We start from the raw sequence: 26614 nt of genomic DNA on the forward strand, positions 1-26614 counted from the left end.
CTCTGCGGTTCTACCTCGGCGAGGTGTCAGTCGCGGAAGGTCTCGATCTGCGCGCCGAGCTCGATGAGGCGCTCCTGGAGCTGCTCGTACCCGCGGGAGATGATGTCGACGTTGCGGAGCACGGAGGTGCCCTTCGCGGCGAGCATCGCGAGCAGGATGACGACGGCGGGGCGCAGCGCGGGCGGGCAGCTGACCTCGGCGCCGGACCAGCGGGTCGGGCCGGTGACGTCGAGCCGGTGCGCGTCGAGGAGCCGCACGTCCGCGCCGAGCCGGGTCAGGTCGCTGAGGTGGATCGCGCGACCCTCGTAGACCCAGTCGTGGATGAGGGTCTTGCCACTCGCGCACGCCGCGATGACGGCGAAGAACGGCAGGTTGTCGATGTTCAGCCCCGGGAACGGCATCGGGTGGATCTTGTCGATCGGTGCGTGCAGCGCGCTCGGGCGGACCGTGACGTCGACGAGCCGGGTGCGTCCGTTCCGGGACAGGTACTCGGGGCTCAGCGAGTACTCCAGGCCCATCTCGGCGAGCGTCGCGAGCTCGATCTCCATGAACTCGATCGGCACCCGCGCGACCGTGATCTCCGACCCCGTGACGATGCCAGCGGTGAGCAGGCTCATCGCCTCGACCGGGTCCTCGGAGACCGCGTACTCGACGTCCGCCTCGATGCGCGGCACGCCGTGCACGCGGAGCGTCGTCGTGCCGATGCCGTCGATCCGCACGCCCAGCAGCTCGAGGTAGAAGCACAGGTCCTGGACCATGTAGTTCGGGCTCGCGTTGCGCAGGGTGGTGACGCCGTCGCGGTGCGCCGCGGCCATGATCGCGTTCTCGGTGACGGTGTCGCCGCGCTCGGTGAGCACGACCGTCAGGTCGCGTGCGGTGCCCGCGTTGACGGTCGCCTCGTAGTTCCCCTCGGTCGCGGTGACTGCGAGGCCGAACGGGCGCAGGGCGATCATGTGGGGCTCGACGGTCCGGGTGCCGAGGTCGCAGCCGCCCGCGTAGGGCAGGGCGAACGAGGGCTCGAGGCCCAGGAGCGGGCCGAGGAACATGATGATGGAACGGGTGCGCCGTGCGGCGTCCACGTCGATCGCCGCGAGGTCCAGCTGTGCCGGGGCGACGATCTCGAGGTCGCGGCCGTCGGTGGACCACGTGGCCCGCACGCCGATGCTGCGCAGGACGTCGACGATCCGGTCGACCTCGACGATCCGTGCGACGCCTCGCAGCGTCGTGCGCCCGCGGTTGAGGAGCGAGGCGCACAGCAGCGCCACGGCGCCGTTCTTGGAGGAGTTGACCTCGATGCGCCCGGAGAGCTGGTGCCCGCCGGACACCCGCAGGTGCGCGTGCCGGGGTCCGCCGAGGGTGATGATCTCGGAGTCGAGGGCCTGGCTGATGCGGGTCAGCATGTCGAGGCTGACGTTCTGCGAACCCTGCTCGATGCGGTGGATCGCGCTCTGGCTCGTGGCGAGGCGTTCGGCGAGTTGCGCCTGGGTGAGTCCGCGGTGCTGGCGGGCGCTGCGGATGAGCGTCCCCACCTGGGTGAGAGGTGCGTCGTCGACAAGTGTCATACGTCGACCGTAACTCATGGATGAGATAAGACCACGGAGGTTCGGGGCTGCTGAGGCGCTTTCACGGGGCCGTCACAACATCTTCATTCACCTGATGAGATACGCGCCGCTCATGTGCTCACGGTCACGCGCCGGAGGGCCAGCCGCCCGACGCCCCCGCACCGACGAAACCCTGGGACGCCCGCCAGGCGTTGAAGGAGTCGGCCCAGTCGCGGTGGGCGCTGATCTGGAACCGGTGCAGGTCGGCGAGGCTCCGGTCGGCGAGCTCGGGATGCCGGTGCGCCATCGCGGCGAGCACGTCGAGCGTCGCGACGACGTCGACGTCGGCGGTGTGCAGCGAGCCGGCGTCGAAGACCCCGTACTCCTCGACGAGGGCGCCCAGCGTGCGCTTTCCTCGTCGGCGCGGCTCGAGGGCGCGGTCGAGCACCAGCGGGTCGAGCACCGGGGAGACGTCGCGCCCCAGCCGCTGGGGCAGCGTGGGCAGCGCGTGCCGCACGAGCTCGGCGTCCAGCAGGGAGAGGTCGAACGCGGCGTTGAACGCCACGACGGGCAGGCCGCGAGCGACGTGCCGGGTGATGAGGGTCGCGATCTCGTCGAGCGCGGGGCCCGGAGCCCGGCCGTGGGCGACCGCCTGGGCGGTCGTCACGCCGTGGATCGCGGCGGCCTCGGCGGGGATCGGCACACCGGGGTCGACGAGCCAGGTGCGGATCTCGGTCGCCGTCCCCGGGCTCCGCAGGACGAGCGCCGCCGTGACGATGCGGTCGCCCGCGACGTCGACCCCCGTCGTCTCCGTGTCGAAGCCCAGCAGGGGCTCGTCGATCCAGCTCATCGTCTCTCCTGTCCCGTACCCGTCCTGTGCCGTGAGCCCCCTGCCGGCCACCCGAACCGTACCTTTCGTCCGAGCATGGCACCGGCCACCCACGCCCGGCGTGCGAGCGCTCGGCCCGCGCGCCACGGTGGACGGGTCCCTGCACCCGATCACGGGAGGTCACCGTGACCACCTCCACCACGCCCACGGACGACCGGTCCACCGACGCCGGACCCCACGTCGTCTTCCTCACCGCCGCGAAGGGGGTCGAGCGCTCCGAGCTCACGGGCCCGTGGGAGGCCCTGCGTGCCGCGGGCGTGCGGACGAGCCTGGCGACGCCCGACGGCGCGACGGTCGCGACGGTCGAGGGCGACCTGGAGCCGGCGGGAGACGTTCCCGCAGACCTCGCCCTCGCGGACGTCGACGCCGCCGACGTCGACCTCCTCGTGCTCCCCGGCGGGACGGTCAACGCCGACACGCTGCGCCTGGAGGCCGACGCCGTCGCGCTCGTGCGTGCCGTCGCGGCGTCCGGCGCACCCGTCGCGGCGATCTGCCACGCGCCGTGGCTGCTCGTCGAGAGCGACCTCGTGCGGGGCAAGGACGTCACGTCCTACCCGAGCCTGCGCACGGACGTCACGAACGCGGGCGGGACGTGGCACGACGACGCACCGGTCGTGTGCCGCAAGGGCGGGCGCACGCTCGTCACCGCACGCAACCCCGACGACGTGCCCGCGTTCTCCGCCGCGATCCTCGAGCTGCTCGGGCACCGCGACGCCTGAGGGCCGGCCCCCGGTACGCTGTCCTGCGTGAGCAACGAGATCGAGATCGGACGTGGCAAGCGCGGACGGCGCGCCTTCTCCTTCGACGACATCGCCGTGGTGCCGTCGCGGAGGACGCGTGACCCTGAGGACGTCTCGGTGGGATGGCAGATCGACGCCTACCACTTCGAGCTGCCGATCCTCGCGGCGCCGATGGACTCCGTGATGAGCCCCGCGACGGCCGTCGCGCTCGGCAACCACGGCGGCCTGGGCGTCCTCGACCTCGAGGGCCTGTGGACCCGGTACGAGTCCCCGGAGCCGATCCTCGCGGAGATCGCGGGCCTCGACCCGGCGGACGCGACCCGACGCATGCAGGAGATCTACGCCGAGCCGATCAAGCCGGAGCTCATCACGCAGCGGCTCAAGGAGATCCGCGCCGCGGGCGTGACGGTCGCCGGTGCGCTGTCGCCGCAGCGCACGCAGGAGCACTACCAGACGGTGGTCGACGCCGGGGTGGACCTCTTCGTCATCCGTGGCACCACGGTCTCGGCCGAGCACGTGTCCGGCAACGCCGAGCCGCTCAACCTCAAGCGGTTCATCTACGAGCTCGACGTCCCGGTGGTCGTGGGGGGTGCGTCGACGTACACCGCGGCGCTGCACCTCATGCGGACCGGCGCGGCGGGCGTCCTCGTCGGGTTCGGCGGTGGCGCGGCGCACACGACCCGTGTGAGCCTCGGCATCCACGCCCCGATGGCGACCGCGGTCGCCGACGTCGCGGCCGCCCGGCGGGACTACCTCGACGAGTCGGGCGGCCGCTACGTCCACGTCATCGCCGACGGCGGCGTCGGCCGCTCGGGCGACCTCGTCAAGGCGGTCGCGTGCGGCGCGGACGCCGTGATGGTCGGCGCGGCGCTCGCCCGTGCGTCGGAGGCACCCGGCCAGGGATGGCACTGGGGCTCCGAGGCGCACCACCCGCAGCTGCCGCGCGGCGAGCGCGTCCGCGTGGGCACGGCGGGCACGCTCGACGAGATCCTCTTCGGCCCCGGCCGGCAGGCCGACGGCACGCTCAACCTCGTCGGGGCGCTCAAGCGTGCCATGGCGACGACGGGATACTCGGACCTCAAGGAGTTCCAGCGCATCGAGGTCGTCGTCTCCCCGTACCAGCCGCGCTGAGCGGGTCGCGCGTGCCCGGCAGGATCGGTGACGGCGGGCGGCTGGCCCGCGGCCCGCAGGGGAGCGGGCGGCCGACGGGCGGCCGGCTGCGCGTCGCGGAGATCACGGACACCGACGTCGACGACGTGATCGCGCTGTGGCGTGCGTGCGACCTCACCCGGCCCTGGAACGATCCCGCGCGCGACGTCGCGGACGCCCGCATCGCGCCGTCGGCGACGGTCCTCGTGGGTCGCCTGGGCGACGACGTCGTCGCGGCCGTGATGGCCGGGTACGACGGTCACCGGGGCTGGCTCTACTACCTGGCGGTCGATCCGGAGCTTCGTGGGGGCGGGTACGGCCGCGACCTCGTCGTGGCCGGCGAGGCGTGGCTCGCGGCGGCGGGTGCGCGCAAGGTGCAGCTGATGGTCCGGGGCACCAACGATGGCGTCCGAGGCTTCTACGACGCCCTCGGGTACACCGCCGCCGACGTCGTGGTCCTCTCCCGCTGGTTCGAGGAGCCCCCCGGTGGCGCACCGTAGGGCGCGGTCGTGACGCCGGACGAGCTCGACGAGCTCGACGCCGCGCACACCGCGCGGCTCGCGCGCCTCGACCCCGCGGTGCCCGCGCCGACGCCGCTGACCGCGTCGCTCGACCCGGCAGCCGACCCGGCGTCCGACCCGGCATCGGACCCCGCACGGCCGAGCGCGACGGGAGACGGACTGTTCGCCGTCCGGCTCCAGGACGGCTCACGCGCCGCCGGGGTGGCGGAGTCGTCCTCGGTCGACGAGCGGTCGGCCGCGGCGACGTTCCGCGCGCTGCACGAGCACCGGCTGCGGCCCCGGGTGGCGGGCCCGGACGTGCCGGGGGCGCTCGGCGCGCTGCTCGACCGCTGGACCGCGGCGGTCGACGCGAGCGCCCACGAGGTCTCTCCCCAGGGCGCCGGGTCGACGAGCGACCCACGCGACCGGGTGCTCGCGGTGAGCTGGCCGAGCCGCGACGTCGCCGGCGGCTCCGCGCTGCTGGCGCGCGGTTTCCGTCCCACGAGCGTCGTCGCGGCCCGGCCGCCGAGGTCGCGGACCGCCGGCGCCCCGGACGACGACCGGACGGACGGTGTCGTCGTCCGGGACGCGGTGCCCGCCGACCTCGAGGCCGTCGTCGCCCAGCAGCTCGCCGAGATCGCCTACGACGACCTGACGGGCGCTGCGCACCTGCGCGAGCACACCCGTGCGGTGCTCGACGTCCAGGTCGCCGCGGCGATCGCCCGCCCGCGCAGCACGGTCCTCGTGGCCGAGTCCGGCGGACGGGTCGTCGGCGTGGTGGCGGTCGACGCACCGGAGCTGTCGACGTGGATGGCCGGGACGGTGGTGTGGGACCCGGTCGCGTATCTCGTCCTGCTGCACGTGCACGAGGACGTCCGCGGTCGGGGTCTCGGCGAGCTGCTGGCCCGCGCGGCGATCGACCGGGTCGGTCCGCGGCTCGGGCAGACGGGTGCGGTCGTGCTCCACCACGGTGCCCTCAACCCGTTGTCGACCCCGTTCTGGGCCCGGCTGGGCTTCCGCCCGGTGCACACGGCGTGGGAGCTGCCTGTCGGTCGGACCCCGTAGCCTTGATCTCATGACTTCACCTTCCGGTCCGGCGTTCGGCGACGGCGCCGCTCTCGACGGACTCATCGACCCTGAGCACCCGGCCGCCACGTACGTCCTGGAGCCCGAGGTCCTCGCCCCGCTCGTCGCACGGATCGCGACGAGCCACGAGGTCGGGATGCACCGCTCCGTCCTGCCGTTCAGCGGCGCTCCGCTCGCTGCGATCCCCCTGTCGTCGACCGACGACGTCGCGGAGGCCGTGGTGCGTGCCCGGACCGCCCAGCGCTCGTGGGCGCGCGTGCCCGTGCGGGAGCGTGCCGCGGTGCTGCTGCGGTTCGGCGATCTCGTGCTCGGCGCGCAGTCGGAGGTCCTCGATCTCATCCAGATGGAGACCGGCAAGGCCCGACGCAGTGCATTCGAGGAGGTCGGCGACATCGCGCAGCTGTCCCGGCACTTCGGTGTGCGGGCCGGCTCCTACCTGCGCACGCGCCGGGTGCCGGGCATGCTGCCCGTCCTCACGGGCGCGCGCGTCCACCGCCGCCCGGTCGGTGTCGTCGGGGTGATCTCGCCCTGGAACTACCCGCTGACCCTCGCCTACGCGGAGGTGCTGCCCGCGCTCGTCGCAGGGAACGCCGTCGTGCTCAAGCCGGACCCGCAGGCGACGCTGACGGCGCTGTGGGCGGCCGAGCAGCTCGAGGCCGCGGGTCTGCCCGCGGGCGTCCTCCAGGTCGTCGCGGGCGCGGGGGACGTCGGCGCCGCCCTGACGGACCACGTCGACCACATCGCGTTCACCGGGTCCACCGAGACCGGTCGCCGTGTCGCTGCGCGGGCTGGGCAGCGGCTCATCGGGGCGACGCTCGAGCTCGGGGGCAAGAACCCCCTGTACGTCGCCGCGGACGCGCACGTCCCGACGGCCGCGCGCGGCGCGGTGCGCGCGTGCTTCTCGAACAGCGGGCAGATCTGCGTGTCGATCGAGCGGCTGATCCTCCACGAGGCGGTCGCCGACGAGTTCCTGGCGGCGTTCGTGCCGCTCGTGCGCGAGCTCCGGCTCGGGACGGGGCTGGACTACACCGCCGACATGGGGTCGCTGACCTCGCAGGCGCAGCTCGACCGGGTCGTCGCGCACGTCGACGACGCCCTCTCGAAGGGCGCGCGCGTGCTCGCGGGCGCCGTCCACCGCTCGGACATCGGGCCGTTCTTCTACGCCCCGACGGTGCTGGACCGGGTGCCCGACGACGCGGCGTGCGCCCGGCAGGAGACGTTCGGCCCGGTCGTCTCGGTGACGCGCGTGGCGGACGACGCCGAGGCCGTGCGGATCATGAACGACTCCGAGTTCGGGCTCAACGCGAGCATCTGGACGCGGGACGTCGCGCGGGGTCGTCGACTCGCGGCGCAGGTCGAGGCCGGCACCGTGAACGTCAACGACGGGTATGCGGCCGCCTGGGGCTCGGTCGCCGCGCCGATGGGCGGGTTCAAGGCGTCCGGTCTCGGGCGGCGGCACGGCCGCGAGAGCGTCGAGGCCATGACGGAGGCACAGTCGGTCGTCGCCCAGCGCGGCACCAGCCTGGGGCTGACCATGGATGCCCTCTACGAGCTCGGCGGCGAGGTGCCGAGCCAGGCCCTCACCGCGGTGCTGACCGCGATGCGGCGGCTTCGCCTGCCCTAGCAGTGCACCTAGCGCAGTCGTCTGCCGCGGTGCACGGGCCGACGCCGCACGAGCGCGTCGCGGGCGGCACGTACCGAGGCGAGCACCTCGCGCACGCGGTACCAGAGCACCGCTGCCGGGTCGACGCTCACGGACGAGACCCCGAGTCCGACCGTGTCGATGCCGGCGGACGCGCACGAGAACACGGCGCGCGGCAGGTGGTAGTCCTGCGTGACCACGACTGCGCCCCGGACACCGAAGACGTCGTGCGCCCGGACGCAGGAGTCGTGGGTGTCGAGGCCGCCCGGGTCGCGCACGACGTGCTCCGCCGGCACCCCGCGCTCGACGAGCCAGGCCGCCATGGCCTCCGGTTCGTCGTAGCCGGGCCGAGCGCCGTCCCCGCTGACGAGGATCTGCGTGACGGTGCCGCGCTCGTAGAGCCGGCGGGCGCCCTCGAGTCGGCGGCGCAGGTATGCCGACGGGGTACCGTCCGGGCGCAGCCCGGCGCCGAGCACGAGCGCGACGGGTCGACGGGGCATCGTGTCCGCCGTCCGGACGTGTCCCCGGCCCGAGAGCTGCACCCACAGGACCGGTGCGGCGAGCAGGCTCCCGAGGGCCACGGCCGTGAGCCCGGCGTGCCGGGTCATGCGCGCAGGCCCGCGAGCTCGTCGCGCAGGTTCGACTCGGCGCGGTCCTGCCAGCGCCGGGCGCCGGCGACGGTGCGGAACAGCGCGCCGGTGGAGAGCAGCTGTTCGAGGACGGCGGCTCGTGCGGGGACGAACACGTCGTCCGGCACGGCGGCGTACTCCGCGCGGACCTGGCGCACGTAGCGCGCGTACCGGTCGGGCGCGCTTCCGAGGATCGCGAGGTCGGCGTCGCTCAGCAGGCTCCCGGCGGTGTCGGCCGGGTCCGGGTCGTGGTCCCGGGTGAGCAGCACGAGGCGCGCGACCTCGTCGACGTCGTCGGGCGTGAGGTCCGCGCCGCTGCCGGGGCGCGCGAGCGGCCCCAGCAGCCGCACGGCGAGCTCGGCAGACCGCTCCTCGTCCTGGCGCGCGACGCCGTCGTGCACGGCGTCGTGGAACCAGACCGCGAGCTCGGTGACCCGCGACCCGTCCGTGCGTCGGGTGGCCGCGATCGGGGCGGGACCGGCCGGCAGGCCGGGCGGGCGTCCCTCGAGCAGGGCGAGAGAGTCCAGCACGTGCACGAGGTGCTCGCGGCCGTGGTAGGCGCGGTGCGGTTCGCCCCACCGCTCCACCAGCTCGTGCCCGACGTCGCGCGCGCCCCGGACGTGGTCGTCGGGCAGCAGCGCGTCCCACCGGGTCCGCAACGCGTGCGCCTTGCCTGCACCCCGGTCGCGTCCACGCACGCGCAGGCCGGACGCGGCGAGTCGCACGACGAGCTCCCGACCGGAGACCGGGTGCGCGCCCGCGGCGACGGCGTCCTGGTAGCGCTCGGCGGCCACGTCGTAGTGGTCGAGGTCGAAGGACCGGGGGCTGAGCCCGATCCGGGCGGCGGCGTCGTGCAGCTCGGCGAGCGAGGAGTCCGAGACGAGGTGCGACCAGACGGTGCCGTGCGCGGGCCACGACGGCGGGTCGATGAGGACGGCCATGGTCCTACTGTGCCGCACGGCGCGCGCCGTCCTGCGTCGGATGTCCGGTACGGCAGTCTGTTCGGCCCCGATTGAGAGGTCAAAGGTCCCCAGGGGCTTGTGTTCGGACAGAAACGGGCGTATACAAGTTCATACAGACATCCCGATCGCGTCGCAGCGATCCCGACGACGGAGTCAGCGTGTACGCACCGGAGCGCCATCAGCAGATCCTCGAGCGAGCCCGGACCGACGGGCGCGTCGAGGTCACCAGCCTCGCCCGCGACCTCGGGGTCACCCCCGAGACCGTGCGCCGCGACCTGTCCGTGCTCGAGCGCCACGGCCACGTCCGCCGGGTGCACGGCGGCGCGATCCCCGTCGAGCGCCTCGGCATCGAGCCCGCGATCGCCGAGCGCGAGGGTGTGCTCGCCGCCGAGAAGGCGCGCATCGCCAAGACCGCGCTCGACGAGCTGCCCGACCAGGGGTCCGTCATCCTCGACGCGGGCACCACGACCGTCCGCCTCGCGGAGATGCTGCCGACCGACCGTGAGCTCACGGTCGTGACCCACTCGCTGCCGATCGCGATGCTCGTCGCCGCCCGCTCCAACCTGCACCTGCACCTCGTGGGCGGGTCGGTCCGCGGACGCACGCTCGCCGCCGTCGGGCCGTGGGCCGAGCGCGACCTGCACGACGTCCACGTCGACGTCGCGTTCCTCGGCACCAACGGCCTCACGGTCGAGCAGGGCCTGACCACCCCGGACCTCGTCGAGGCGTCCGTCAAGCGGGCCATCGTCGACGCCGCCCGCCGCGTCGTCGTCCTCGCGGACCACACGAAGGTCGGTCGCTCCGACTTCGCGCACGTCGCCGACCTGTCCCGCGTGGACGTCCTCATCACCGACACCGGGATCGACCCCGACCTCGCCGAGGGCGTCCAGGACGCCGGACCGATGGTGGTGCGGGCATGATCCTCACCGTCACGCCCAACCCGAGCCTCGACCGCACCTATGTGGCGGGCACCGTCGTGCGCGGCGAGGTCAACCGCGCCCGGGCGACGCACACCGACGCCGGCGGCAAGGGCATCAACGTCACCCGCGCGCTGACGGCCGGGGGAGCGGAGTCCGTCGCGGTCTTCCCCGTCGGGGGACCCGACGGTGCCCAGATCGTCGCCGAGCTGGCGGCGCGCGGGATCGCGAGCCTGCCGGTCCCCGTCGCCGGGTCCGTGCGCTCGAACATCACGCTCGCCGAGGACGACGGCACGACGACGAAGATCAACGCGCCGGGTCCGGTGCTCAGCGCGGCAGAGACCGACGCTGTCCTGGAGGCCGTCCGCGCCCGGCTCGCGTCGCACCCGGCAGCGTCCGGTCCGGCCGTCGTCGTCGGCGCCGGCAGCCTGCCGGACGGGATCGGGCACGACTTCTACCTTCGCCTCGGCGTCGTCGCCCACGAGCACGGGGCGGCGTTCGTCGTCGACACGTCGGGCGAGCCGCTCGCGGCCGTCGCTCGCGCCGGGGTGGCGCAGCTCCTCAAGCCGAACGACGACGAGCTCGCCGACGTCGTCGGCGGGGACCTGGTGACCGTCGGCGACGTGGTCGCCGCCTGCCACGAGCTGCGGTCCGCGGGAACCGCCGAGATCCTCGTCTCGCTCGGCGCGCACGGCGCGCTCCTCGTCACCGGGACGGGGACGTGGTGGGCCGGTGGCCCCGCGCTCGTGCCGCGCTCGACCGTCGGCGCGGGCGACTCCACCCTCGCCGGCTATCTCTCCTCGGGGACCCGCGACCGCGGCCCCGACGACCTGCGTGCGGCGGTGGCCTGGGGCCGCGCCGCCGTCCTGCTGCCCGGGAGCGCCGTCCCGGCGCCCACGGACATCCGACCCGACGAGGTCGACGTCATCGCCGACCCCGACCCTCGCATCGCACTGAAGGAGCTGTGATCCCATGAGTACCCCCCTCATCACCCCCGAGCTGGTCGCCCTCGACATCGAGGCGAGCGACCGCGACGCCGCGACGCGCCAGCTGGTCGAGCTGCTCGCGGCCGCCGGGCGTGTGACCGACGCCGAGGGCTTCCTCGCCGACGTGCGTGCCCGCGAGGCGCAGATGGCGACCGGCATGCCCGGCGGCGTCGGCCTCCCGCACGCCCGGTCCGAGCACGTCACGGTGCCCACGCTCGCGGTGGGCCGTGTGCCTGCGGGCGTCGACTTCGGCGCGCCCGACGGCCCCGCGACGCTGCTGTTCCTCATCGCGGCGCCGGCCTCCGGCGACGGCGACCACCTGAAGATCCTCGCCTCGCTCGCGCGCAGGCTCGTCCACCCCTCCTTCCGTGACTCGCTGCGCTCTGCGCCCGACGCCGAGACCGTCGCGGAGATCGTCACGCGAGAGGTCGTGCCCTCATGAAGTTCGTCGCCGTCACCTCCTGCCCCACCGGCATCGCCCACACGTACATGGCCGCCGAGGCCCTCGAGCAGGCCGGCCGGGCCGCCGGCCACGAGGTGGTCGTGGAGACCCAGGGCTCCGCCGGTTCCGACCCGCTCGACCCCGCCGTCATCGCGGCGGCCGACGGCGTGATCTTCGCCGCCGACCTTGAGGTCAAGGACCGCGAGCGGTTCGCGGGCAAGCCGACCGTCGACGTCGGCGTGAAGAAGGCCGTCCACGACGCCCCCGGCGTCATCGGCCAGGCCGTCGCCGCCGTCGAGGCCGGGCCCGTCGCGGCACCCGCGGCCGGCGCCGCACCCGTGCCGGCGACCAAGGTCGACTCCGGCGCGGGCGTGGGGACGCGCGTCCGCCAGTGGCTCATGACCGGGATCTCCTACATGATCCCGTTCGTCGCCGCCGGAGGGATCCTCATCGCGCTCGGCTTCATGGTGGGCGGCTACGACGTCACCGACCTGCCGACCGTCGAGCTCGACGGCGGTGTCACGCTCGTCGAGGCCATCCGCAACTTCGACATCACGTCGTCGGCGAGCTGGGGTGCGCTGCTCTTCCAGACCGGTGGCACCGCGTTCGGGTTCCTCGTCCCGGTCCTCGCCGGGTTCATCGCCTACGCGATCGCGGACCGACCGGGCCTGGTGCCCGGGTTCGTCGGCGGCGCGATCGCCGTCACCGTCGGCGCGGGCTTCCTCGGTGGCCTCGCCGCCGGCTTCCTGGGTGGCTTCCTCGCTCTGTGGATCAGCCGCTGGAAGGTACCGCGCGGTGTGCGGGGCGTGATGCCCGTCGTCGTGACACCGCTGCTGTCCACGTTCGTCGTCGGCCTGCTGATGTTCGTCGTCATCGGGCAGCCCCTGGCCGCCCTGATGACCGGCCTGACCACCTGGCTCAACGGCCTCTCCGGGGCCAACCTCGTCCTGCTGGGCGTGCTGCTCGGCGCCATGATGGGCTTCGACCTCGGCGGACCCGTCAACAAGGTCGCGTACTCGTTCGCGGTCGCCGGGCTCTCGACCCCGAACCTCGCCGTCGACGCCACGGAGTACCGCGTCATGGCTGCCGTCATGGCCGCCGGCATGGTCGCGCCGCTCGCGATGGCGCTCGCCACGGTCGTGCGCAAGCGGCTCTTCACGCACGCCGAGCGCGAGAACGGCAAGGCGGCGTGGCTGCTCGGGGCGTCGTTCATCTCCGAGGGCGCGATCCCGTTCGCCGCGGTCGACCCCCTGCGGGTGCTGCCCGCGTCGGTCGTCGGCTCCGCCGCCGCCGGCGGTCTCGTCATGGCGCTCGACTCGACCCTGCGCGCCCCGCACGGCGGGATCTGGGTGCTGCCGCTCATCGGCAACCCGCTCGGCTTCCTCGTCGCGGTCGTGCTGGGCACCGTGATCGCCGCCGCCGTCGTCATCGCGCTCAAGAGCATCGGCACGAACTCGGTGGTCGCCGCCGAGCGCGAGGCCGACGCCGCCGCTCAGGCTGCCGAGACTGCCCAGGCCACCGCTCCGGCCGGCCAGGCGCCCGCCACCGGGACCGCGCGACCTGCCGCGACGTCCTGACCACCGCACCGATCGAGGAGAGTCACATGCCCAGCCGTACCGTCGCCGTCGCCTCCCGCGTCGGCCTCCACGCCCGCCCCGCGTCGATCTTCACCGAGGCCGTCGCCGGCGCCGGGATCGACGTGACCATCGCCCACGGAGACGGCGAGCCCGTCGACGCCGGGAGCATCCTGCTCGTCATGTCGCTCGGTGTGCCGCACGGGGACGAGGTCACGCTCGCGGCCGACGGCCCCGAGGCCGACCGTGTGCTCGACGAGCTCGTCACGCTCCTCGCGACGGACCTCGACGAGGTGCCGTGATGCCCGCCGCCGTCGCACCGGCCGACGCCGGCGCCGTCCTGCACGGCATCGGCGTCGGGCGCGGTGGCGCCGTCGGGCCGGTCGTCACGGTCGCCCGGCCGGTCGCCGCACCCACCGACGAGCAGCCGCCGACGGACCGCGCAGCGGCCCAGGAGTCCGTCCTCGCGGCGTTCGGGACGGTCGCCGACGGGCTCCTCGCGCAGTCCGCCGCCGCGACGGGTGCCGCGGCACCCGTCCTCAAGGCCACGGCCCAGATGGCGCAGGACAAGGCGCTGCGCTCGCAGACGCTCGCGCGGATCGCGGACGGCGAGCCGCCCGTGCACGCCCTCGACGCCGTGATCGAGACCTTCGAGCACATGTTCGTCTCGGCCGGCGGCTACCTCGCCGAGCGGGTCACCGACCTGCGCAGCGTGCGCGACCGGGTCGCGGCCGAGATCCTCGGCGTACCTGCCCCCGGCGTCCCGGTGCTCACCGAGCCGTCCGTCGTGGTCGCGCTCGACCTCGCACCCGCGGACACTGCTGCCCTCGACGTCGACCAGGTCCTCGCGATCGTCACGGAGCTCGGCGGCGCGACCAGCCACACCGCGATCATCGCGAACCAGCTCGGCATCCCGTGCGTCGTGCGGGCCCGGGGCGCGGCCGACCTCGTCGAGGGCACCACGGTCGCCGTCGACGCGGCCGCCGGGACGGTCACCCTCGACCCGGCACCGCAGGTCGCCGAGGCCTTCGCCCGCCGGGCGCAGGTCCAGGCCCGCCTCGCCGAGGACACCGCGCCGGGGGCGCTCGTGGACGGCACCCCCGTCGCGCTGCTCGCGAACGTCGGCAAGGCGGCGGACGCCGAGCGGGCCGCGGGCGCCGGCGGCCCCGACGGGCCGGCCGTCGAGGGCTCGGGGCTCTTCCGGACCGAGGTGCTCTTCCTCGACCGGTCCGACGCGCCGACCCGGGCGGAGCAGGCCGAGGTCTACGCCCAGGTGCTGCGCGCGTTCGGCGACCGCAAGGTCGTCGTGCGGACCCTGGACGCGGGGGCCGACAAGCCGCTCGCCTTCGCGAGCACGGCCGAGGAGGAGAACCCGGCCCTCGGCGTGCGCGGGTACCGGCTGCGCCGCACGGTCCCCGAGCTGTTCGAGACGCAGCTCGCCGCCCTCGCCGACGCGCAGCAGGAGACCGGGGCGGTGCCGTGGGTCATGGCGCCCATGGTCTCGACCGCCACGGAGGCGCGGGAGTTCGCGAGCGCCGCGCGCGGGCACGGCCTGACGACGGTCGGGGTCATGGTCGAGGTGCCGGCGGCGGCGCTGCGGGCCCGGGAGATCCTCGCGGAGGTCGACTTCGTCTCCCTGGGGACCAACGACCTCGCCCAGTACACGATGGCGACCGACCGGCTGCGCGGCGAGCTCGCCGACCTGATCGACCCGTGGCAGCCGGCCGTCCTCGACCTGGTCGCGGCCACCGCGACGGCAGGCGGCGAGGTCGGCAAGCCGGTCGGTGTCTGCGGGGAGTCGGCGTCCGACCCGGCCATGGCGGTCGTGCTCGCGGGCCTCGGCATCACGTCGCTGTCGATGTCACCCGCGGCGGTCCCGGCGGTGCGCTACGCGCTCGCGCAGCACACCACCGAGCAGGCGACGGCGATCGCCGTCGCGGCGCGCGCGGCGCCGGACGCACCGGCCGCCCGCGCGGCCGCGCTGGCTCTGCTCGACCCGACGGTCGTCGAGGTGCTCGCGCTGCGCTGAGCGGGAGCAGGGTCCGCCGCACCGCTCAGGCGCGGGCGGCGGACTCCACGGCCTCGACGCACTGACGCGCGATCGCCAGCTCCTCCATGGTCGGCACGACCATCACCAGCGTGCTCGTCCAGTCCGGCGAGATCACGCGAGGTTCGCCCGAGCGGACCGCGTTGCGGTCGGGGTCGACCGCGATGCCGAACGGCTCGAGACCCTCGACGACCGCGGCCCGCACGTCGCTGTCGTTCTCCCCGACGCCCGCGGTGAAGGCCACGACGTCGACGCGCCCGAGCACCGCGGCGTACGCGCCGAGGTACTTGCGCAGCCGGTGGATGTACACCTCGAACGCGAGGGTCGCGTCCTCGTCGCCGGCGTCGATGAGACGCCGCAGCTCTCGGAAGTCGTTGACCCCCGAGAGCCCCTTGACGCCCGAGCGCTTGTTGAACAAGTCGTCGACCTCGTCGATCGACAGTCCGGCGTTGCGCACCAGGTGGAAGACGACCGCCGGGTCGATGTCACCGGTCCGCGTCCCCATCACCAGGCCCTCGAGCGGGGTCATCCCCATCGACGTGTCGACCGCGACACCACCGCGCACCGCGGACGCAGACGCCCCGTTCCCCAGGTGCAGGACGATCGTGTTGAGGCTCTCGACGCGCCGGCCCAGGACCCGGGCGACCTTCCCCGAGACGTACTGGTGGCTCGTGCCGTGGAAGCCGTACCGGCGCACGCCGTGCTCGGTGGCGACCGTGCGGTCGAGGGCGTAGGTGGACGCGGCCTCGGGCAGGGTCGTGAAGAACGCGGTGTCGAAGACCGCCACGTGCGGGACGTCGGGCAGCATCTCGCGTGCCACCTCGATCCCGCGCACGTTCGGCGGGTTGTGCAGCGGGGCGAGCGGGGAGAGGTCCGCGATCTGCCGCACGACCTCGTCGTCCACCAGGACGGGCTCCGAGAACGTCGCGCCGCCGTGCACCACCCGGTGCCCGACGGCGTACACGTCGGCGTCCGCCAGCGCCGGGCCGACCTCGTCGAACAGCGACAGCGCGATGCGCAGCGCGACGCCGTGGTCGCCGACGGGCTCCTCGCGGGTCGTCGTGTTGCCCGCGAACCGGTGCTTGACGATCCCGGTGTCCTCACCGATCCGCTCGATCGTGCCCGCGGCGATGGCCTCGCCCCCCACGGGGTTGACCAGCTGGTACTTCAGCGAGGAGGACCCCGAGTTCAGGACGAGCACGGATCCGTGCGCGCCGTACGCGCTGTAGGGGTTCGGGCGCTCGCCCTCGGGCAGGATGGTCACGCGGTGGCTCCAGAGGCGGTGGGTGCGGGTGTGGTGCTGGTGTCGGCGACGGCGTGCGCGACGGCGGGCTGCTGGGCCTGGATCGCCGTGATCGCCACGGTGTTGACGATGTCCTGGACGAGCGCGCCGCGCGACAGGTCGTTCACGGGCTTGTTCAGGCCCTGCAGGACCGGCCCGATCGCGACCGCTCCTGCGGAGCGCTGCACCGCCTTGTAGGTGTTGTTGCCCGTGTTGAGGTCCGGGAAGATGAAGACGGTCGCGCGACCTGCGACGTCCGACCCGGGCATCTTCGACGCCGCGACGGAGGCGTCCACGGCGGCGTCGTACTGGATCGGGCCCGCCACGGTGAGGTCGGGTCGGCGCGAGCGCACGAGCTCGGTCGCCTCTCGCACCTTGTCGACGTCGGCCCCCGAGCCGGACTCTCCCGTCGAGTAGGAGAGCATCGCGACCCGCTGGTCGACGCCGAACTGCGCCGCGGTCGCGGCCGAGGAGATCGCGATGTCGGCGAGCTGCGTGTCGCTCGGGTCCGGGTTCACGGCGCAGTCGCCGTAGACGAGGACACGGTCCTCGAGGCACATGAGGAACACCGACGACACGACCGAGACGCCCGGGACGGTCTTGATGATCTCGAACGACGGCTTGATGGTGTGCGCGGTGGTGTGCCGCGCCCCGGAGACCATGCCGTCCGCGAGGCCCAGGTGCACCATGAGCGTGCCGAAGTACGACACGTCGGTCACCGTCTCGCGTGCCATGTCGACCGTGACGCCCTTGTGCGCGCGCAGCCGCGCGTACTCGACGGCGAAGCGCTCCACGAGCTCCGGGTCGTGCGGGCTGAGCACCGTCGCGGCCTCGATGTCGAGGCCGAGCTCGGTGGCGCGCGCGCGGACCGCACGCTCGTCGCCGAGAATCGTCAGGTCGGCGACCTGGCGGCCCAGCAGCGTCGAGGCCGCCCGCAGGATGCGGTCGTCGTCGCCCTCCGGCAGCACGATGTGCTTGCGGTCCGCGCGGGCCCGCGCGAGCAGCTCGTACTCGAACATCAGCGGGGTGACGACCTCGGGGCGGGGCACGTCGAGCTCCGCGAGGAGCGCGGCGCCGTCGACGTTCTGCTCGAACAGCGCGAGGGCCGTGTCGACCTTGCGCTGCGAGTCCTTGGTCACGCGACCGCGTGCGTTCGCCGCGGCGCTGGCGGAGCGGAACGTCCCGAGGTCCGTGCGGATGATCGGCAGGCTCGGGTCGAGGTCGGCGACGAGCCGGGCCGTCGAGTCCTGCGGGTAGAACCCGCCGTTGAGGATGATGCCCGCGAGCGACGGGAAGTGCTGCGCGGAGTGCGCAGCGAGCAGCCCGATGAGGATGTCGCTGCGGTCACCGGGGGTGATGACGACCGCACCGTCGGTGAGCTTGCCGAGCAGGTGCTCCAGGGACATCGCGCCCACGAGGACGTCGAGCGCCTCCCGCGAGAGGAGCTCCTCCTCGCCCAGGGCGAGGGTGCCGCCCACGGCCTCCATGAGCGCCCGCACGGTGGGGGCGTTGAGCAGCGGGTCCTCGGGGATGGCCCAGCCCGGCAGCGGCCCGACGTCGGGCCCGCCGTGCGCCTCGGGTCTCGCCGCGAGCGTGGGGAGGCCCGCGAGGACGTCGCGCAGGGCGCCGATCGCGCCCGGGAAGCAGCGGTTGACCACGACCCCGATCGGCTGCGCGTGGTGCGACCGCAGCTCGGCGACGCTCACCTCGATGAGGTTGCCGACGGCCTCCGGGGTGCGCCCCCGACCCGACGCGACCAGCAGGACCGGTGCGCCGAGGTTGGCCGCGATGCGCGCGTTGAACGACAGCTCGGTCGGCCCCGCGACGTCCGTGTAGTCCGTGCCGACGACCACGACGAAGTCGCAGGCCGCGGCGACCTCGTGGTAGCGCGACACGATGGTCGACAACGCCGCCTCGGGGTCGGCGTGCACCTCGTCGTAGGTCACCCCCATGGCCTGCTCGTACGTGAGGTCCACGCCGTCGTGCTCCAGGAGCAGCTCGAGCACGTAGTCCGGGTCCTGAGCACCCGTCCCCCGCGTCACCGGGCGGAAGATGCCCACCCGGTGCACCGTGCGCGTGAGGAGGTCGAGCACGCCGAGGGCGATCGTCGACTTGCCCGTCTCGCCCTCGGGGGACGTGATGTAGATGCTGCGAGCCGGTTCGCTCACTCGTTGTCTCCTCCTGTGTCCTGCGCGGCGGCCGGTGCGTCGTACGCGGGGCCGCTCGACTCGGTGCCGGTGTCTCCGGCGTCCGGCCATACCCAATCACGGACCGTGGGGATGTCCTCACCGTGCTCGCGCGTGTACTGCCGGGCCGCGAGCCGGGCGTCCACCATCTCCTGGCGCAGGCCCGCGGCCTTCGAGCGCAGGAACGGCACCCGGTCGATGACGTCGATCACCATGTGGTACCGGTCGATGTCGTTGAGCATCGCCATGTCGAAGGGCGTGGTCGTCGTGCCCTCCTCCTTGTACCCGCGCACGTGGATGTTCGAGTGGTTCGTGCGCCGGTACGTCAGACGGTGGATCAGCCACGGGTAGCCGTGGTAGTTGAAGATCACCGGCTTGTCCGCGGTGAACAGCGTGTCGAAGTCCTTGTCCGACAGGCCGTGCGGGTGCTCGTTCTCGTCCTGCAGGCGCATGAGGTCGACGACGTTCACCACCCGCACCTTGAGGTGGGGGAGCCGTTCGCGCAGGATGTGCGCGGCGGCGAGCACCTCGAGCGTCGGGACGTCGCCCGCGCACCCCAGCACGACGTCCGGGTCCTCGCCCTCGACCTCAGACCCGGCCCACTCCCAGATGCCGAGCCCGCGCGTGCAGTGCGCGATCGCGGCGTCCATGGACAGGAACTGCGGCGCGGGCTGCTTGCCCGCCACGACCACGTTGACGTATTGGCGCGAGCGCAGGCAGTGGTCGTAGGTGGACAGCAGCGTGTTCGCGTCCGGTGGCAGGTAGACCCGGACGATCTCCGCCTTCTTGTTGACCACGTGGTCGATGAACCCCGGGTCCTGGTGGGAGAACCCGTTGTGGTCCTGGCGCCACACGTGGCTCGAGAGGAGGTAGTTGAGGCTCGCGATCGGGCGGCGCCACGGGATGTGGTTGGTGATCTTGAGCCACTTCGCGTGCTGGTTGAACATCGAGTCGACGATGTGGATGAACGCCTCGTAGCTCGTGAACAGCCCGTGCCGGCCGGTGAGCAGGTAGCCCTCGAGCCACCCCTGGCACTGGTGCTCCGAGAGCATCTCCATCACCCGACCCACGCGGGCCATGTGGTCGTCGACCTCGGGGCCGTAGAAGTCGGCGTTCCACTGCTTGTCCGTCACCTCGTAGACCGCCTGCAGGCGGTTCGAGGCCGTCTCGTCCGGCCCGAAGATCCGGAAGTTGTCCGGGTTGAGCCGCACGACGTCGGTCAGCCACTGCCCGAGGACGCGCGTCGCCTCCGCGACAGCACCACCCGGCCCCACGACGTCGACCGCGTAGTCGCGGAAGTCCGGCAGCCGCAGGTCCTTGAGCAGCAGACCGCCGTTGGCGTGCGGGTTGTCGCTCATCCGCAGCGTCGCGGGCGGGGCGAGCGCGGCGACGTCCTCGACGAGCCGGCCCGCGTCGTCGAACAGCTCACCGGGGCGGTACGACTCGAGCCAGCCCCTGAGGACCTCGAGGTGCTCCGGGGTGTCCCGGGCGCTCGCGAGCGGCACCTGGTGCGAGCGCCACGAGTCCTCGGTCTTCTTGCCGTCGATCTCCGGCGGGCAGGTCCAGCCCTTGGGGGTGCGGAAGACGATCATCGGCCAGGCCGGTCGCTCCTCGTTCCCGGCGGCCGCGTCGGCCTTGATCTGCGCGATGTGGTTGAGGACCTCGTCCAGGAGGGTCGCGAACCGCCGGTGCACCTCGCCGTGGTCCTCGCCGTCGAACCCGCCGCTGAAGAAGTACGGCGTGTGGCCGTAGCCGACCATGAGCGCGCGCAGCTCGTCGTCGCTGATCCGCGCGAGGACCGTGGGGTTGGCGATCTTGTACCCGTTGAGGTGCAGGATCGGCAGCACGACACCGTCCGTGCGCGCGTTGACGAACTTGTTCGAGTGCCAGCTCGTCGCGAGCGGCCCCGTCTCCGCCTCGCCGTCGCCCACGACGGCCGCGACGAGGAGGTCCGGGTTGTCGAACGCCGCGCCGTACGCGTGCGAGAGCGCGTAGCCCAGCTCGCCCCCCTCGTGGATCGAACCCGGCGTCTCGGGCGCGACGTGGCTGGGGATGCCCCCCGGGAACGAGAACTGGCGGAAGAGGCGTCGCAGGCCCTCGGTGTCCTCGGTGATGTCCGAGTACACCTCCGAGTACGTGCCCTCGAGGTAGGCGTTCGCCACGAGGCCGGGTCCGCCGTGACCCGGGCCCGTCACGTAGATCGTCGACTGCTCCCGCTCGGCGATCGCGCGGTTGAGGTGCGCGTACAGGAAGTTCAGGCCGGGGGTCGTGCCCCAGTGGCCCAGGAGGCGCGGCTTGACGTCGTCGCGGTCGAGCGGTGTCCGCAGCAGCGGGTTCGCGAGCAGGTAGATCTGCCCGACCGAGAGATAGTTCGCCGCCCGCCACCAGCCGTCGACGCGAGCGAGCGTCTCCTCGCTGAGGGGCTCCACCTCCGTCGCACGCCAGGCGGTCTTCGCGGTCGAGGGAGGGGTCGTCGTCGTCATCACAGCTCCTGCGGGCAGGGGGACGGATACGTCCTCATACAACCGCATGCCAGGGCCCCCCGCACCAGGTTGTGGCGGGCTGCGGGGTGTGACGTGCGCCCAGGACGGGAGAAAGGGACGAAGGTCCCGCCCGGTGCGCCGACCAAGGTCCTCGCCATGGTTCTCGGCACGGTCCTCGGCACGGTCCTCGGCACGGTCACCGGCACGGTCCTCGCGAGAGTGTGAGATGCGCCCGAACCCGCCGCAGGATTGCTGCCGACCCGAGCCGCGCGGCTACGGTGGGAGGCGTGCCCGAGCCCCGCCGCCGCTCCTTCTGGGACGTCGCGCGCCAGCCGCGCATGATCGGCCTGCTCCTGGTCTTCCTGCTCGCCGCCGCCGTGTGCGCCCGGCTCGGTGTCTGGCAGCTCGACCGCGCCCAGCAGCGCGCCGACCTTGCGGCGCAGAACGCCGCCGTCGAGGCCGCCGCCACCGGGCCCGAGGGCCTGGGCGTCCTGCTCCCGCCGCAGTCCACCTTCCCCGGTGAGATCGTCGGTCGCGAGGTCTGGGTCGAGGGCGAGTACGAGCAGGACCAGCTCCTCGTCGCCGGCCGGTCGCTCGACGGGCGGACCGGCTACCTCGTGCTCACACCGCTGCGCGTCGAGGACGACGGCACCGGCGGTGCGTCGTGGTCCGACCTCTCCGGGCCGCCCGTGGTGCCCGTGGTGCGCGGGTGGGTCGAGAGCCCGGACGACGACGCCGCGCTCGACATCCCGACCGGCACGGTGCGGCTCACCGGCTGGGTCCAGGCGTCGGAGTCCACCGGGCCCGGCGGACTGCCCGTCGGGCAGACGGACTCCGTCTCGTCCGCGGCGCTCGCGAACGCGTGGGGCGGACCGATCTACGGCGGCTACGTCGTGCTCGTCTCCGCGGAGCCCCCGCAGCCGGGCCCGGCCGAGGGCGGACCCGCCCTCCTGCCGCGCCCCGTGATCGAGGGCGGCACGGGCCTCAACCTGCAGAACGTCTTCTACGCCCTGCAGTGGTGGGTCTTCGGCGGCTTCGCCGTGCTGCTGTGGGCCCGCCTGGTCCGCGACGAGGTCACCGGCGGCCGCCGCGCCGGTACGGGCGGCCGCGGTGACGACGCCGGCATCGCCGGCCTCCCGGTCAGGCCCGGCTGATCGTCAGGAGCGCCTCGACGATGCCGACGTCCTCGACCTGGACGAACCCGAGGTTCGGTGCCTCGACGCCGTAGTCCTCGAACGCCACGGGGATGGAAACGCTCACGTCGGCGCCGTGCGCCGTCGTGCGCACCTCGAGAGCGACGGTCACCTCGCGGCTCTCGCCGGCGATCGTCAGCTCTCCCGTGGCGGGCCGGGAGACGAGGTCTCCCGTCACGGTGTCGGCGAGGTCGACGGGCTCGGTGAGCGAGAACGTCGCCGTCGGGTACGTGGCCGTGTCGAGGATCGACAGGAACTGGTTGTCGCGGCCCGAGTCGTCGGTCGTGATCGTCGTCATGTCGACCTCGACCTGCGCCGCGGTGAGCGACCCGCCGGCCACCGTGATCGACCCGGTGACGTCCTCGGTCCGCCCGACGACCGTGACGTCCTGGCCCGAGAGCACCTCGTCCACGCGGTAGCCGGCCTGCGAGCCCTCGCCCACGACGTACTCGCCGTCGAGGTCCTCTGCCGAGGTCGCCGACCCGTCTGCGGCGTCAGCGGCGCCCTCGTCCTCGGCCGTGGCGCTGCTCAGGGCGAGCGGTGCGGCCTCGGTGCCCTGCTGCGAGCGGGCGTAGAGGAACAGGCCCCCGAGGCCGAGCAGGGCAGCGACGAGTGCGCCGACGATGACGATGACGACAGGCTTCTTCACGACTGCTCCTCGATAGTTGACGAGTCAAGTACCGAGGATGCGCCCTCAACCTGGGGAGAGCCTGGAGGTCGGCTGAGGCAACTATTCGTGCTGCCAGGAGTGCCACAGGCGCGCGTACTCACCGCCCGCCGCGACGAGCTCGTCGTGCGGGCCGATCTCGCTGATCCGTCCGTCGTCGACCACCGCGACGCGGTCCGCGTCGTGGGCCGTGTGCAGGCGGTGCGCGATCGCCACGACGGTCCGTCCCTCCAGCACCGCGTTGAGCGAACGCTCGAGGTGGCGTGCCGCGCGCGGGTCGAGCAGCGAGGTCGCCTCGTCGAGCACGAGCGTGTGCGGGTCGAGCAGGACCAGCCGGGCGAGCGCGACCTGCTGGGCTTGCGCGGGTGTCAGCACGTGACCGCCCGAGCCCACCTCGGTCTCCAGCCCTTGGGGGAGCGCCGCGACCCACTCGTGGGCGTCGACGGCGTCGAGCGCAGCGAGCAGCCGCTCCTCGGTCGCGTCGACGTCCGCCAGGCGGAGGTTGTCGGCCAGCGACCCGACGAACACGTGGTGCTCCTGCGTGACGAGCGCGACGTGCCGGCGCAGGTCCTCCAGCGGGAGGTCGACGAGCGAGACCCCGCCGACGGTCACCGAACCGCCCGTGGGTGGGTGGATACCGGCGAGCATCCGCCCGAGCGTGGACTTGCCGGCGCCCGACGGACCGACGACGGCGAGCCGCTCGCCGAGCCGGAGATCGAGGTCGATGCCGTGCAGGACGTTGTGCCCCTCCCGGTACGCGTACTCCACGTCCCGCGCCACGAGGTGCTCGTCGGCGGGCACGTCGGTCCCCGCCTCGCGGTCGCTCTCGACGAGCTTGACGCCGATGATCCGGCTCAGCGACGTGGCCGCGACCTGGATCTCGTCCAGCCAGAAGATGAGCTCCCAGACCGGGCCGGCGAGCTGGAAGGCGTACATCGCGATCGTCGTCACCGCACCGATCGTCACGTTGCCGGTCGACAGGAGGTACCCGCCCCAGCAGATGACCGCGACGGGGGCGATGACGAACGTGAAGTCGACCGCCGGGAACAGCACGGTGCGCAGGCGCAGCGTGAACTTCTCCGCGGCGAAGGCCTCCGTCAGGTCGGCGTCCACGCGGGCGCGGCGGCGCGCGCCCAGACCGAGGGCGTCGACCGTGCGTGCACCCTCGACGCTCTCGGTGATCGTGCCGTTGAGCGTGGCGTAGGCGGCCGACTCGCGCTGGTACCCGGGGGACGCGCGGCGCAGGTACCAGCGGGACACACCCACCATGAGCGGCACGCCGACGAAGAGCCCGAGCGCGACGAGCGGCGAGATGAGCACGCTCGCGACGACGGTGAGCAGGATCGTCACGACCGCGACGATGACGCGAGGGATCCCGAACCGCACGGCGTGCTGGATCCGGTTGACGTCGTTCGTCGTGCGGGCGACGAGGTCACCGGTGCCGGCCCGCTCCACGGTCGACAGCGGCAGCGTCGTCACGGTCTCGAGGAAGTCCTCGCGGAGCTCGGCGAACACCGTCTCGCCGAAGACCATGGCGCTGCGCTGCGCGTAGCGGATGAGCACGGCCTGCGCCACGACCGCGCACACGCCGATCGCGATGACCTGGTTGACGTAGGTGGCCGTCGTGCCCTCGGCGACCGCGTCCACGAGCCGTCCGAGCAGCCACGGACCGGCGAGGCCGGCGATCGCGGCGACGGTGTGCAGGACCGCGACACCGATCAGGGGGCGACGGTGCTCGGTGAGCAGGTAGGCGGTGTGCTTGCGCACGGTGGCGGCGTCGGCCACGGGGAGCCTCATCCTCGTGCTCCCTTCGTGGCGTCGGCCATCTGGTCGGTCTGTTCGGGTGAGTCGGTCGGTCCGGGCTGGTCGGTCTGGTGCGGTGGGTCGCTCGGGTGGGTGGGGTCGGGCTCGTCCATCGAGCGCCCGACGACGTCCCGGTAGCGGGCGGCCTCGGCGCCCTGGTGGGCGGTCCTGGGTCGATCGAGCAGCTCGCGGTGCGAGCCCCTGGTCGTCACGCGACCGTCCTCGACGAACAGGACCTCGTCGACGTGGTCGAGCACGAGCGGGCTCGCGGTGACGATGAGCGTCGTGCGGCCGCGTCGTACCTCGGCGAGCCGCTCGGCGATGCGCGCCTCGGTGTGGGCGTCGACGGCGCTCGTCGGCTCGACGAGCACGAGGATCTCGGGCTCGGTGAGGAGCGCGCGGGCGAGCGCGACGCGCTGGCGCTGGCCGCCCGACAGCGAGCGGCCCTTCTCGGGGAGCTCGCCCGCGAGGCCTCCGGGCACCGAGTCGAGGACGTCGTGCGCGTCGGCGACCATGATCGCGCGCAGGAGCTCGGCCTCGACGGTGTCGCCGCGGACGTCGAGCTCGTCGCGCAGGACGCCCGAGAAGAGGTGGGGCGTGGCCTCGGCGACGACGATCCGCTCGCGGACGACCTCCTTGTCGAGGTCGGCGAGCCGGATGCCGCCGAGGCGGACCGGCGTGGCGGACTCTGCCTCGTCGTCGAACCGGCCCATGCGGGTGGCGATGCGGGCGGTCTCGTCCGGGTCGACGCTCACGAGGGCGACGACCCTGCCCGCGGTCAGCTCGACCCCGCTCGTGTCGTCGACCAGCGGCGAGCCGGCCGGGGGAGCCGCCGTCGCGGCGCCCTGGGCGCCGGTCGCGGGCTGGACCGACAGCACCGTGATGAGCTTCTTGGCCGCGACGAGGGCGCGCGTGGTGACCTGGAGCGTCTGGGTGGCGTTCTGCAGGGGCCACGACAGGAACGCGGCGTACCCGTAGAACGCGACGAGCTGTCCGGCGCTGATGTCGCCGCGCAGCGCGGCGTGCGCGCCCAGGTAGAGCACGAGCGCGACGAACAGCCCGGGCAGCAGGACCTGCAGCCCGTCGAGGTACGACTGGGTCGTGGCCACCCGCACGCCCGTGCGGCGCACGGTCTGGGACTGCGCCCGGTACCGGTCGGTGAAGACCTTCTCGCCGCCGATCCCGCGCAGGATGCGCAGGCCGCTCACGGTGTCGGCGCCGAGCGTGGTGAGCCGGCCCGACGCCTCGCGCTGGGCGGCCTGACGCTGCTGCAACGGCTTGACGAGGAAGGCGAGCACCCCGGCGACGGCCGGGAGGCCGAGCACGACGACGAGCCCGAGCTGCAGGGACGTGCTGAGCATGATCCCGGCGACGACCGCGTAGGCGACGAGGCTGCCGGCGAACCGGGCCGCGATCGCGTAGACCTCGCCGACGCGCAGCGCGTCGCTCGCCACCGCGGAGACGACCTCCCCGGTGGGCAGCTCCTCCGTGATGTTGTCACCCGAGCGGGCGACCGTGTCGCCGACGAGCTGGGACGTGGTGAACGCCGAGCGCAGCCAGTTCTCCACGTCGTAGCGGTGCCCGACGGCCGACGCGGCCACCTGCACGAGGCCGATGCCGAGCATGACGGCGGCCCACCCGAGGAGCGTGCGGCCGAACCCGTCGGCGAGCCCTTCGTCGAGGGCCTGGCCGAGCACGTACGGCATCACGGCCTGGCAGACGAAGGTCACGACGCCGAGCAGGACGGCGATCGCGAGGATGCCCCACTGACGGCGCGCGAGCCACCACAGGTAGGCGGCCGGGCCGGTGAGGTCAGGGGTTCCCGGGTCGGGGAGGGGGAGGGGTCGCACGTTCACTAACATTAGGTACGGCCTCCGACACCCGGCCAGGCTTTTT

23 protein-coding genes are annotated in these 26614 nt (G+C 73.4%); 13 read left to right on the top strand and 10 right to left on the bottom strand.

The window, feature by feature from the left end:
* Positions 1–26: 26 nt before the first annotated feature.
* Together OHL10_RS03080 and OHL10_RS03085 are read right to left on the bottom strand one after the other, a co-directional pair.
* On the bottom strand, positions 27–1562 hold the full coding sequence (locus OHL10_RS03080) for a UDP-N-acetylglucosamine 1-carboxyvinyltransferase (protein WP_265520680.1): 1536 nt from the start codon (positions 1560–1562) through the stop codon (positions 27–29).
* 124 nt (positions 1563–1686) lie between these two features.
* Entirely contained in the window at positions 1687–2391 is a 705-nt protein-coding gene (locus tag OHL10_RS03085; protein WP_265520681.1) for an exonuclease domain-containing protein, read from the bottom strand.
* 164 nt (positions 2392–2555) lie between these two features.
* Here OHL10_RS03085 and OHL10_RS03090 point away from each other — a divergent pair, with 164 nt between their 5' ends.
* From OHL10_RS03090 to OHL10_RS03110, 5 genes are read left to right on the top strand one after another with little or no spacing between them, the layout of a single operon-like run.
* The gene (locus OHL10_RS03090; protein ID WP_265520682.1) at positions 2556–3149 is read left to right on the top strand and encodes a DJ-1/PfpI/YhbO family deglycase/protease; all 594 of its coding nucleotides are present in this window, start codon (positions 2556–2558) and stop codon (positions 3147–3149) included.
* Positions 3150–3176: 27 nt separating this feature from the next.
* The gene (locus OHL10_RS03095; RefSeq protein ID WP_265520683.1) at positions 3177–4301 is read left to right on the top strand and encodes a GuaB3 family IMP dehydrogenase-related protein; all 1125 of its coding nucleotides are present in this window, start codon (positions 3177–3179) and stop codon (positions 4299–4301) included.
* Positions 4302–4312: 11 nt separating this feature from the next.
* A complete protein-coding gene (locus OHL10_RS03100) occupies positions 4313–4819 on the top strand; it encodes a GNAT family acetyltransferase (protein WP_322645512.1) in 507 nt (168 codons plus the stop codon).
* Positions 4820–4828: 9 nt separating this feature from the next.
* Positions 4829–5884, top strand: a complete 1056-nt coding sequence (locus OHL10_RS03105; RefSeq protein WP_265520684.1) for a GNAT family N-acetyltransferase — start codon at positions 4829–4831, stop codon at positions 5882–5884.
* Between the two features lie 10 nt (positions 5885–5894).
* A complete protein-coding gene (locus tag OHL10_RS03110) occupies positions 5895–7529 on the top strand; it encodes a succinic semialdehyde dehydrogenase (protein WP_265520685.1) in 1635 nt (544 codons plus the stop codon).
* 8 nt (positions 7530–7537) lie between these two features.
* Here the strand turns inward: OHL10_RS03110 and OHL10_RS03115 are convergent, their stop codons facing one another.
* Complete coding sequence (locus tag OHL10_RS03115; protein ID WP_265520686.1) at positions 7538–8155, bottom strand: SanA/YdcF family protein; 618 nt, start codon at positions 8153–8155, stop codon at positions 7538–7540.
* Positions 8152–9117, bottom strand: coding sequence for a DUF4031 domain-containing protein (locus OHL10_RS03120; RefSeq protein ID WP_265520687.1), 966 nt, complete (start codon positions 9115–9117; stop codon positions 8152–8154). The genes OHL10_RS03115 and OHL10_RS03120 overlap by 4 nt, the downstream gene beginning before the upstream one ends.
* A 179-nt stretch (positions 9118–9296) precedes the next feature.
* Between OHL10_RS03120 and OHL10_RS03125 the strand changes: the two genes are divergently transcribed.
* From OHL10_RS03125 to OHL10_RS03150, 6 genes are read left to right on the top strand one after another with little or no spacing between them, the layout of a single operon-like run.
* A complete protein-coding gene (locus tag OHL10_RS03125) occupies positions 9297–10058 on the top strand; it encodes a DeoR/GlpR family DNA-binding transcription regulator (protein WP_265520688.1) in 762 nt (253 codons plus the stop codon).
* The gene (locus OHL10_RS03130) at positions 10055–11023 is read left to right on the top strand and encodes a 1-phosphofructokinase family hexose kinase (RefSeq protein WP_265520689.1); all 969 of its coding nucleotides are present in this window, start codon (positions 10055–10057) and stop codon (positions 11021–11023) included. The genes OHL10_RS03125 and OHL10_RS03130 overlap by 4 nt, the downstream gene beginning before the upstream one ends.
* Before the next feature lie 4 nt (positions 11024–11027).
* Positions 11028–11483, top strand: coding sequence for a PTS sugar transporter subunit IIA (locus OHL10_RS03135; protein WP_265520690.1), 456 nt, complete (start codon positions 11028–11030; stop codon positions 11481–11483).
* Positions 11480–13060, top strand: coding sequence for a PTS fructose transporter subunit IIC (locus OHL10_RS03140; protein WP_265520691.1), 1581 nt, complete (start codon positions 11480–11482; stop codon positions 13058–13060). The genes OHL10_RS03135 and OHL10_RS03140 overlap by 4 nt, the downstream gene beginning before the upstream one ends.
* A 26-nt stretch (positions 13061–13086) precedes the next feature.
* Positions 13087–13359, top strand: a complete 273-nt coding sequence (locus OHL10_RS03145; RefSeq protein WP_265520692.1) for an HPr family phosphocarrier protein — start codon at positions 13087–13089, stop codon at positions 13357–13359.
* Positions 13359–15086 carry a phosphoenolpyruvate--protein phosphotransferase gene (locus OHL10_RS03150; RefSeq protein WP_265520693.1) on the top strand — a complete coding sequence of 576 codons (1728 nt, stop codon included), beginning with the start codon at positions 13359–13361 and terminating at the stop codon, positions 15084–15086. Before OHL10_RS03145 ends, OHL10_RS03150 begins: the two co-directional genes overlap by 1 nt.
* 25 nt (positions 15087–15111) lie before the next feature.
* On the opposite strand, the gene OHL10_RS03155 is transcribed toward OHL10_RS03150, so the two are convergent.
* The 3 genes from OHL10_RS03155 to OHL10_RS03165 are packed head-to-tail and all read right to left on the bottom strand — an operon-like array spanning position 15112 to position 21055.
* Positions 15112–16368, bottom strand: a complete 1257-nt coding sequence (locus OHL10_RS03155; RefSeq protein ID WP_265520694.1) for an acetate/propionate family kinase — start codon at positions 16366–16368, stop codon at positions 15112–15114.
* Positions 16365–18554, bottom strand: a complete 2190-nt coding sequence (gene pta / locus OHL10_RS03160) for a phosphate acetyltransferase (protein ID WP_265520695.1) — start codon at positions 18552–18554, stop codon at positions 16365–16367. Before pta ends, OHL10_RS03155 begins: the two co-directional genes overlap by 4 nt.
* Positions 18551–21055 carry a phosphoketolase family protein gene (locus tag OHL10_RS03165; RefSeq protein WP_265520696.1) on the bottom strand — a complete coding sequence of 835 codons (2505 nt, stop codon included), beginning with the start codon at positions 21053–21055 and terminating at the stop codon, positions 18551–18553. The genes pta and OHL10_RS03165 overlap by 4 nt, the downstream gene beginning before the upstream one ends.
* Before the next feature lie 93 nt (positions 21056–21148).
* Here OHL10_RS03165 and OHL10_RS03170 point away from each other — a divergent pair, with 93 nt between their 5' ends.
* The gene (locus OHL10_RS03170; protein ID WP_265520697.1) at positions 21149–21280 is read left to right on the top strand and encodes a hypothetical protein; all 132 of its coding nucleotides are present in this window, start codon (positions 21149–21151) and stop codon (positions 21278–21280) included.
* Between the two features lie 62 nt (positions 21281–21342).
* Positions 21343–22209 carry an SURF1 family protein gene (locus OHL10_RS03175; protein WP_265520698.1) on the top strand — a complete coding sequence of 289 codons (867 nt, stop codon included), beginning with the start codon at positions 21343–21345 and terminating at the stop codon, positions 22207–22209.
* On the opposite strand, the gene OHL10_RS03180 is transcribed toward OHL10_RS03175, so the two are convergent.
* The 3 genes from OHL10_RS03180 to OHL10_RS03190 form a co-directional block, all read right to left on the bottom strand.
* Positions 22196–22897, bottom strand: coding sequence for a YceI family protein (locus OHL10_RS03180; RefSeq protein ID WP_265520699.1), 702 nt, complete (start codon positions 22895–22897; stop codon positions 22196–22198). The genes OHL10_RS03175 and OHL10_RS03180 overlap by 14 nt on opposite strands.
* 81 nt (positions 22898–22978) lie before the next feature.
* Positions 22979–24712 carry an ABC transporter ATP-binding protein gene (locus OHL10_RS03185; RefSeq protein WP_265520700.1) on the bottom strand — a complete coding sequence of 578 codons (1734 nt, stop codon included), beginning with the start codon at positions 24710–24712 and terminating at the stop codon, positions 22979–22981.
* Positions 24709–26580 carry an ABC transporter ATP-binding protein gene (locus OHL10_RS03190; RefSeq protein WP_265520701.1) on the bottom strand — a complete coding sequence of 624 codons (1872 nt, stop codon included), beginning with the start codon at positions 26578–26580 and terminating at the stop codon, positions 24709–24711. The genes OHL10_RS03185 and OHL10_RS03190 overlap by 4 nt, the downstream gene beginning before the upstream one ends.
* Between the last annotated feature and the right edge of the window lie 34 nt (positions 26581–26614).

It is taken from the genome of Oerskovia flava, from assembly GCF_026163685.1.
Taxonomy (GTDB): domain Bacteria; phylum Actinomycetota; class Actinomycetes; order Actinomycetales; family Cellulomonadaceae; genus Oerskovia_A; species Oerskovia_A flava.